The sequence below is a fragment of the Dorea sp. genome (assembly GCF_977044405.1).
Genome location: NZ_CDRRQK010000008.1, coordinates 93,209 through 103,303, shown reverse-complemented (window position 1 = coordinate 103,303; position 10,095 = coordinate 93,209). Strand labels below are relative to the sequence as shown.

General features: G+C 39.1%; 8 protein-coding genes. 7 read left to right on the top strand and 1 reads right to left on the bottom strand.

The annotated features are described in order from the left end of the window. The 6 genes from ACWJAF_RS05695 to ACWJAF_RS05670 form a co-directional block, all read left to right on the top strand. A partial coding sequence (locus ACWJAF_RS05695; RefSeq protein WP_448862774.1) for a terminase gpP N-terminus-related DNA-binding protein occupies positions 1-339 on the top strand: 339 nt, incomplete at its 5' end. Positions 340-469: 130 nt separating this feature from the next. Continuing rightward, positions 470-1,168: an ABC transporter ATP-binding protein gene (locus ACWJAF_RS05690; protein WP_296034080.1), complete on the top strand. Its 699-nt coding sequence runs from the start codon at positions 470-472 to the stop codon at positions 1,166-1,168. Between the two features lie 15 nt (positions 1,169-1,183). Continuing rightward, positions 1,184-3,496: an ABC transporter permease gene (locus ACWJAF_RS05685; protein ID WP_448862777.1), complete on the top strand. Its 2,313-nt coding sequence runs from the start codon at positions 1,184-1,186 to the stop codon at positions 3,494-3,496. Between the two features lie 38 nt (positions 3,497-3,534). Continuing rightward, entirely contained in the window at positions 3,535-5,499 is a 1,965-nt protein-coding gene (locus ACWJAF_RS05680) for a hypothetical protein (RefSeq protein ID WP_448862772.1), read from the top strand. Positions 5,500-6,312: 813 nt separating this feature from the next. Continuing rightward, the gene (locus ACWJAF_RS05675) at positions 6,313-6,909 is read left to right on the top strand and encodes a hypothetical protein (protein WP_448862770.1); all 597 of its coding nucleotides are present in this window, start codon (positions 6,313-6,315) and stop codon (positions 6,907-6,909) included. 249 nt (positions 6,910-7,158) lie between these two features. Next, a complete protein-coding gene (locus ACWJAF_RS05670; protein WP_448862768.1) occupies positions 7,159-7,884 on the top strand; it encodes a LytR/AlgR family response regulator transcription factor in 726 nt (241 codons plus the stop codon). A gap of 146 nt (positions 7,885-8,030) precedes the next feature. On the opposite strand, the gene ACWJAF_RS05665 is transcribed toward ACWJAF_RS05670, so the two are convergent. Beyond that, positions 8,031-9,296, bottom strand: a complete 1,266-nt coding sequence (locus tag ACWJAF_RS05665; protein ID WP_448862766.1) for a dihydroorotase — start codon at positions 9,294-9,296, stop codon at positions 8,031-8,033. Positions 9,297-9,468: 172 nt separating this feature from the next. On the opposite strand from ACWJAF_RS05665, the gene ACWJAF_RS05660 reads away from it, so the two are divergent. Then, complete coding sequence (locus ACWJAF_RS05660) at positions 9,469-10,002, top strand: DUF3877 family protein (protein ID WP_448862764.1); 534 nt, start codon at positions 9,469-9,471, stop codon at positions 10,000-10,002. The last annotated feature ends 93 nt before the right edge of the window (positions 10,003-10,095 follow it).

Here is a 10,095-nt window from a genome sequence, read left to right as displayed (position 1 = left end):
CTGGCTGATTTTTTAAGCAGAAACCGAACGGAGGCGAAAAAGGTGAGTATATATGAATACGATGAAGAAAAACATCTCCGGATGGAACGGGAACAATCTTATGCTGATGGATTAGAGCAAGGAATTGAGCGAGGAATTGAACAAGGAATTGAGCGAGGAATTGAACAAGGAATTGAGCGAGGAATTGAACAAGGAATTGAACAAGGAATTGAGCAAGAACAATATCGGATGGCACAAGAGATGTATAAAAAGGGCTTTCCTTTGGAGCAGATCAGCGAATTAATCGGAGTAGATAAGGAGCAGATAGAGCAGTGGTGTAAAGAAGAGAAAAAAGAATAGAGAGTATGAAAAGAGCGTTTTTCTTTGAAAATCCAAAGGAGAGACGCTCTTTTTGCGTTTATTATAATTGACAAAATAATAAGTTTAAACTAACATTAGTTATATGAGAATAACTGAAGGGAGGAAAACTATGTTTCTGGAAATAAGAGGGATTAAAAAATCATTTGGAACAGGAGACAGCCGTGTCAATGTCTTAAAGGGGCTGGATCTTGATATAGAAAAGGGAGAATTCTGCGTATTGCTTGGGCCATCCGGATCAGGAAAGTCTACGCTTCTTAACATCATCGGAGGAATTGATGGCGCAGACGAAGGAAGTATTACAATCGAAGGAGAACGTCTGGAAGATATGACAGAGAAAAAGCTTTCCTTATATAGAAGAAAGCATCTGGGTTATATTTTTCAGATGTATAATCTGATACCGAACCTGACGGTAAGAGAGAATATCGAAGTTGGAGCATACTTAAGTGACAGACCGCTGGATGTAGACGAATTGTTACATACCTTGGGATTATATGAACATCAGAAGAAGCTACCGAACCAGTTATCAGGAGGACAGCAGCAAAGAACGGCAATTGGCCGTGCAATTGTGAAGAATCCGGATATCTTATTGTGCGATGAACCAACCGGAGCGCTGGATTATCATACATCAAAGGATATCTTAAAACTGATCGAAACGGTCAATCAGAAATATGGCAACACGATCATCATGGTAACACACAATGATGCGATCAAAGATATGGCAGACCGGGTGGTAAAACTAAGAGATGGAATGATCCGGAAGAATTATAAGAACGAAGTGAAGATTCCGGCAGTCGATCTGGAATGGTAAGGAGGACGGATGAAGATGAAAAGTCCTTTGAAAAAGCGTTTGCCAAGAGAGTTAAAGAGTGAATTTGGTAAATATCTGGTAGTATTTTTGCTTATGGTTGTAACGATCGGCTTCGTATCCGGATTCCTGGTTGCAGATGGAAGTATGCTGCAGGCATATGATGAAAGCTTTGAAAAATATAACATCGAAGATGGAAATTTCCGGGCGGAAAATAAGGCAGGACAGGCACAGAAAGAAGAGATTGAAAAGTCAGGAGTCACATTATATGAGAACTTTTATATAGAGCAAAAGCTTTCTAATGGAACCACCATGCGGTTTTTCAAGGACCGTAAAGAGGTCAATAAAGTATGCCTCATGAAGGGGAAGATGCCGGAAAAGTCCGGAGAGATTGCAGTTGACCGTATGTATGCAGACAATAATAATCTGGAAATTGGAGACCTGCTGAAAAAGGGAAAACAAAGCTATAAGATCACTGGTCTTGTAGCGTTATCAGATTACAGTGCACTGTTCCAGAACAATAATGACACCATGTTCGATGCAGTAAAATTTGGTGTGGCGATTATTACGGATGAAGATTTTGCAAGCTTAAATCAGTCGAAAATCCAATACGATTACGCCTGGAAATACGATAAAAAACCAGCAACTGAAAAACAGGAAAAGAAAGTATCCGAAGATCTGATGGAAGACATCGCAGAGGTGGTGACACTGGAAAGCTTTATCCCACAGTATCAGAATCAGGCGATACATTTTACCGGAGATGACATGGGCGGTGACCGGGCGATGATTATCGTCATGCTGTACATGATCATTGCGATTCTTGCATTTGTATTCGGAATCACGATCAGTAATACGATACGAAAAGAATCCGGAGTAATCGGAACACTGCGCGCATCTGGCTACACAAGAAGTGAACTGATCCGGCACTATATGGCACTTCCGGTTATCATCACACTGATTGGTGCGCTGGTTGGAAATATCCTGGGATACACAGTGCTTAAGAATGTATGTGCCGGCATGTATTATGGAAGCTACAGTCTTCCTACGTATGAAACGATATGGAATGCAGAGGCATTCTGGATGACGACAGTTGTTCCGGTTCTGATCATGTTACTGATCAATTATGGAATCCTGCATCACAAATTAAAATTATCACCACTGAAGTTCATAAGAAGAGATCTCTCTTCGAAAAAACAGAAGCGCGCGGTAAACTTAAGTACCAGAATCGGGATATTCAGAAGATTCCGCCTGAGAGTCATTTTCCAGAATATGAGCAATTACATCGTATTATTTGTAGGAATCCTGTTTGCGAATCTATTGTTATTCTTCGGATTATTGCTGCCATCAGCCTTGTCTCATTTCCAGACGGAGATACAGGAAAATATGCTGGCAAAATACCAGTATATGCTGGAAGTACAGATGGATGCAGTGAGTGGAAGCAAGCTTGAAAGCATGATTTCTCTTATGCAGTTTTCGAACGGAACAAAGACCGGTAACAAATCGGCAGAAAAGTTCAGTGCCTATTCGCTGAATACCGTTTCCGACAAAGTAAGAAGCGAAGAGGTTGCCTTGTACGGTATTGAACCAAACAGCAGATATATCAAAGCGGATGTAAAAGATGGTGTCTACATTTCATCGGCATATGCAGACAAATACCAGTTGAGCAAGGGCGATACCATACAGTTAAAAGAAAAATATGAGAAAAAGAACTATAAATTTAAAGTAACCGGTATCTATGATTATACAGGTGCGGTCTGCATATTCATGGACAGGGATCAGTTAAATGATACATTTGACCTTGGAAATGATTATTATGCAGGATATTTTTCCAATACGAAGATCAAAGATATCGATGAAAAATATATAGGATCTGTGATTGATCTTGAGGCGCTTACTAAAGTATCCAGACAGATGGATGTATCAATGGGAAGTATGATGGGACTGGTAAATGGATTTGCAGTCATGATCTATATGATCGTCATCTATCTGCTGTCAAAACTCATCATTGAAAAAAATGCACAGGCAATTTCCATGACGAAGATTCTCGGATATACCAATGGGGAAATTAGCCGGTTATATATCCTGTCAACGATGCTGGTAGTTATCGTAGAATTATTAATCAGTTTTCCGATAGAGGGTATCTTTATGAAGGAAATCTTCCGTGCAGTGATGCTGGATAGTTTCTCGGGATGGATTACTTTATGGATCGATCCGATGATATATGTGAAGATGTTCGTGATTGGATTCCTTACATATGGTGTGGTTGCACTTCTTGAATACCACCGGATTAAGAAAGTGCCGATGGATGAAGCACTCAAAAATGTGGAATAACAATAAAAAATAATAGATAAACTGAGGAGGCGTAAAGGATGAAGAGAAAAGTAGTTGCCCTTATGCTTGCCGGAATGATGATATCCGGAAGTGGAACTATAGGGCATACCGTATATGCAGCAGAGAGTCAGGACGCAGCGACAGAAGAGCAGACAAACGACCAGTCACAGGACAATGTAAATAAAAGTGAAAGTGTCTACGTCACTGCAAAGGCAAATGGAACAGCAAAAGAGATTAAAGTAAAAGAAACATTAAAGAACCCGGGAACTTCTGAAAGTCTGGAAGATTATTCCGAACTTCAGAATATCAGGAATACAGACGGTGATGAGACTTATGTAGATGCCGGTGACGGCAATCTTGTATGGGAGAACCAGGGAAAGGATATCTCCTATGAAGGTAAGACAGATAAGAAATTACCGGTATCGGTGAAGGTACGCTATTATCTGAATGGAAAAGAGAAAAAAGCCAGAGATATGGCAGGCGTATCCGGAAAGGTAAAGATCCGTTTTGAGTATACGAATCAGGCGACAGAAGAGATAGATACAGACGGGGAAAAGAAGCCAGTAGCAGTACCGTTTACGGCGTTATCAACAGTGATGCTGCCATCAGATACATTTTCCAATGTGAAAGTATCAAACGGAAAGGTCATGGATCAGGATGGACAAAGTATCGTTCTAGGCCTTGCATTTCCGGGTCTGTCTGACAGTCTGGGATTAAAGGATTATGAACCGACAGAGGATATTGACCTTCCGGATTATGTGGAGATTACAGCAGATGCGAAGAATTTTTCGCTTGATTTTACAGCAACGATTCTGTCATCAGGACTGCTGTCGGATCTGGAAGATGATGACCTGAAAGATGCCGATGATCTGACAGAAAGCATGGAAAAGCTTACCGATGCATCGTCCAAATTAGTCGACGGAACCGATGAACTGGCAAGCGGACTTTCGCAGATGCAAAGCTACTTAGGAGAATATACCAGTGGCATGGATGCACTGAACAGTGGAGTACAAGGGCTGAATACAGCGCTTGGCACACTAGATACAAACGGATCAAAATTAACCGAAGGTGCCACACAGATTAAAAATGGTCTGGGAACTTTATCAGGAGCACTTGGCAAAGTACAGATTCCATCTGGAACAGCACAGATATCAGAAGAAGCTGCAAACGTCGGACAGAATGCAGAAAGCACATTGCAGAAGCTGGAAGGATTAAAGGCAAGCGTACAGTCGGCACAGGATATGGTGACAGGTATTGATACAGCAGCAATCAACGAACAGATCCGTACAGAAGCCGTCAATCTTGCAAAATCCCAGTTGGATACGACTTTGTCATCCATGGTAGAAAAGCAGGAGATCACAGAAGAACAAAAGGCACAGATTATAAGCCAGTATCAGCCGGATATGACAAGTCTTGATATCAGCGGTTATGTGCAGAATATTAAAGATCAGCTTTCGAATATCCAGGGAGTCCTCACAGCTACCAACCCGGACGGACTTATGGCATCGTTAAATCAGCTGAATGCAAGTGTCACAGCATTAAAAGTCTACACAGACCAGTTATCTGCAGTCTCCGGAAATGTCGCATATCTGAAAGAAGCACTGACACAGTTAAACGGCGCAGTAGCCAAATTATCAGCCGGAAGCGAGAACCTGACAAGCGGTATCGAAGCATATGCTTCAGGTGTAAGCCAGATTTACAACGGTGCACAGACATTAGGAGCCGGAACCCAGAAACTTGCCACAGCCGGAAGTCAGCTGAATACAGGAATGTCGGCACTTGCCACAGGCGGCAACACACTGGCAGAAGCAATGAAAGAGTTCGATAAAGAAGGCATACAAAAGCTCGGAGATCTTGCAGGAGACGATCTGAAACAAGTAATCCAGAACGTAAAAGATGCCAAAAAAGCAGACGAAGCATACCAGAGCTTCGGAGGCATCAAAGAAGGTCAGAAGGGTGAAGTGAAATTTATTATCGAGACGAAAGAGGTTAAGAAAAAATAAGTACAAAACTATATAACGGATTGGAATAAAAAAGAAATAATGGGATCAGGAGTTTGATCCCATTATTTCTTTTTTTGTAAAGATTTTTACGTGGTTATTACAGAAGAACAGTTACGAAAGGACTGATAAACTACTGGTGTAAAAGAAGGAGAATTATAAAAAGTTACATGAACAATGTGGAATTATTACATTGAACGTAAAAAGAAGAATTCAGGCGTTATACTTCAAATAACAAAGGAAATTTTATGGAACGAGGAGAGATGGCATGAAAAGGAAAATGGACAAAAATTGGCAGGATTTTTGTAATTGGGTAATGTATTTACCGTTACTGGGAACATTTGGAAGCTGTTGCAATTTAGTGTTTCAGAATGAAAAACAATGGTCGTTTTATTTGCTTATATATAGTTTGATGCCGTTTTTGTGTTTTAGTCTGATATATATATGCTGCTATTGGTTTGTGAAAAGGAAGTTTGGTTATTTGATTCCATATTGTAATGGAAATATAAGGAAAATTGTGTTTGGGTTAATCGTTCTTTTTATATTAATGAATGTAATGATGAAGAAAAACTTATGGAATTGATTTTTGGAGATTCGTTGAGGACAATTTTGATGAAAAATGTAAAACTAAAAATAATGGTGATACTGGTATGCATCTGTTTACTTTCAACCCAGATAGCAACTATTATTTCGAATTACATGGATATAACAACTGATGAATATATGATAAGCAGAATTGATAATTATTCATGGAGCATTCGGGTTGCATGTCTCATATTATCTATATATTTGTTTGGAAGAAAGGAGAAATGATTTATGAGAAAAAGGTTAATTTTATTCTTAACAAGTGTTGTGATTTTTGCAGGAAACACTTTAAGTGTTCAGGCAGAAACAAAGCAAGAGATACTGCCAGATAGTGAAATTGTTGAAGAATTTGATGTTTTTAATACAGATAGTGTTGGAGAAGCAGAAGAAATAGTAGGGATTCAACCAAGAAGTGCTATTAGATATAAGGTGACAAAATTAGGCCGTAAAAGTGAAGTGGGAGCATATACAGGACAATCCGTTTCAGGAGAACCGGGGGTAACTATTTCTTTGAGTCAAATGAAAGCAACAACTTTTTCGGCAAGTTCAAATGTAGCGTGGAATGTAAGAGGAAAAGCTCAGGCTGCATTGGGATTCGGGTTTAGTTCAAGTTATACAATAGGACACTCAGGATCACGAAAAGTTCCTAAGACATACAATGGCAGAAAAGTTAAAAGAGCTGAATTGAAAGCTTATAGATTATATGACAAATATACTTTTAAAGTAACATGGACAAGTATACATGTAAAGAATCCACAACATTATGGTACATATTGGGCAAAAAAACCAAGTGGATATCATTATAAAATGGTATATTATTATAAATAGAAAAAATGTGTATAAACATATCAGGTTGATACAGATTAATATATTGGACGTGTGAAAAGAAATATTAATGATGGTAAAGTTGAATGGTTATAGTTAAGTACGGTTTGCAGAGTTCTACTGTTTAAAAAAGTAGATGATATATACTAAAAATTACAATTACACCAGTATTTTTTACAAATAGGTTATATGTAATCTTTCTTTGTGTTAAGGTATAAAAAACTTTTAAATACAAACGAAGGAGTGGATAAGATGCTGGATATTGCAATCTGTGACGGGAAGCTGGCAATGACGGATGGATTAGAGACGACATTAGAAAAGATAGCACAGAAGAAAATTATCCCGATGAACATAGAAGTATTCTTAAGTGGCAAAGAACTTATCACATATGTAGAAAGTGGGACATATTTTGATATCATTTTCCTGGATACGGAGATGATACAGGAAGATGGTATTACGGTAGCTGAGAAAATCAGAGAAAAAGATAAAAATGTACTGATCATATATGTGACAAGTCATATAACATACATACAGCAAGTATTTCCGGCACCCCCTTTTCAATTTCTTATAAAACCGGTAGATGATAAGCTGATGGAACAATGCCTGTTACAGGCATATAAAGAACTGGGAGATAGGGATAGCTATTTCAGATACACTTACGAACGGATACATTATAAGATCTTTATGAAGGATATTCTTTACTTTGAAAGCAGGAAGAGAAAGATATATATTGTTACGAAAAAGAAAGAATACGAATTTTATGGGAAATTAAAAGATGTAGAGATGCTAATGCGATCTGGAAAGATGATGTTTCTTAGAATACATCAGTCATTTCTGGTAAATTACAGACATGTGGAAGTGATGGCATATGATTATGTGGTTATGGATAACGGAAAGAGACTTAGCATTAGTCAGGAGCGGCGTAAACAGATTAGTAAACAGTATGGTGTAATGGAGGAAATATTTCACATTGAATAACAGTACAGATATTATATGTGATACTGCTAAAGAGAAACATGAATGAAGCATATGAGTATGAATATATAGATAAAAGGCATTTTTCTAAAAAAGAAGAGAAATGCCTTTTATGTATAAAATGAAGTTGCCGGCAGCATTAATACGACTTAATTCGCATCAGAATATACAACTTTGCCACCACAAATCGTATACTTCACCTTACCGGTAAGCTCTTTTCCGGTAAATGGAGAATTTGAAGATTTGGAAGCATATTCAGTAGGAACCCATGTTTCATCCGGGTTAAATACTACAAAATCCGCAGCAGCACCTTCCTGGATGGTTCCGTAAGGAAGATGGTAAAGCTTTGCCGGATTGATGGTCATCTTTTCCAGAAGCTGTAGCATTGTCAGGTGTCCAGGTTTTACAAGGTTTGTGATACCAAGTGCAAGGGAAGTCTCAAGACCGATGATACCGCTTGGTGCTTCTGTGATTGGTCTGGATTTTTCTTCGGCGCTGTGTGGCGCATGGTCGGTAGCGATGAGGTCAATCGTTCCGTCTGCAAGTCCGGCGATGATCTGCTGGCGGTCTTTTTCTGTACGAAGCGGTGGATTCATCTTGGCGAGTGTTCCGTGTTCCAGAACAGCGTCTTCTGTTAAGGAGAAGTGATGCGGGGTAGCTTCTGCATGAAGATTAGCACCCAGCTTCTTATATGTGCGGACCAGCTCAACCGATACACCGGAGCTGATATGCTGGATCACAACATCTGCGCCGGAACGAAGTGCCAGGAGACAGTCTCTTGCAACCAGTGATTCTTCCGCAATCGAAGGCGAACCATAGATACCAAGTTCATCGGACACTTTTCCATGATTGATACCGTTATTGCGGATGAATGCAGGATCTTCTTCATGAAGACTGATCGGTACATTCAGTGCTTTGGCTGCTTCCATTGCTTTGTAGCAGAATTCAGCGTTCAGAAGGGGAATACCATCGTCAGTGAATCCGCAGGCACCGGCCTCTTTTAAAGCATTCATATCCACCTCTTCCTGTCCTTTTAAAGAATGTGAGATGGCGGCAGCCTGATAGATACGGATAGCTTCTTTGGATGCGCGTTCCAGATTATCTTTTAAGGTGTCGACATTGTCTACGGTTGGTGAAGTATTTGCCATACAGATGACAGTTGTAAATCCGCCTTTTGCAGATGCTTTTGCACCGGTATGGATGTCTTCTTTGTAAGTGAATCCGGGATCACGGAAATGTATGTGGGTGTCGATCAGTCCCGGTGCGACAACCAGTCCTTTTGCTTCTATGATTTCTTCGGAATCGTCTGTGATGTCAGGTGCAATCCGGGTGATTTTTCCATCTTTTACCAGTATATCCATATGCTCAGACAGACCAGATGCCGGGTCCATTACAAGTCCATGTTTGATGATCATGATAAAAATTCCTCCTTAAATGTATGGTATTAAAATACAGTAAATGTTATAAATGTAGTATAATGTATGAGAAATATGCTTGTCAATTAAGAGCCAATATAGTTTGCAGGCAGAAATTTCAAATATAAGAAAAAGACAGAACTTAAAAATAGAAGGAGTAATATATAGTAGTATGGGATTTGAACGTTTAGAAAAGAATTTAATCGATATTATAAAAGAAGAACAGGCAAAACTTGGATTCAGGAAAGAAGAAATCCGTCTGTATTATCCGCTGATTTCGTTGAATCATTTTTTTGAAGCGGATGATAATGTAGAAGAGATGCAGAAGCGTCTGGAACATTTTCCGGATGAAGTAAAAGAAAAACTGGGGGATATCCGTGTAACACATAAGAAAGATAGATTTTGTCTGCATATTCCGGAGCAGGGAAGTGTCTATGTGCGTGAAAATACAGCAGAGAATGAATTCATTAAGAAACTTGTAGAGCTTCTTATGAATCATGGAATTAAAAAAGAAGATATCCTTAAGATGTTCCAGAAAGAATCAGATGGAATCAGAGTCGGAGATATGGATAACGGAGAGTTTGACTTCTGGGTAAGATTCCCGGAAGAATCAGAAGATGAGTATTATTACTGCTTTAAAGATGAAGGGTGTCATATGATTTACCACAGATTCCTGCCGGCAGACTATGCAGATTTCGGATTTTAAATTTGGGGATATAGAAATACAGTTTTTATTTATAATCACAGGTTATAAATAAAAACTGTATTTTTAATTATCAAAACTCTTGTCAGGATAAAT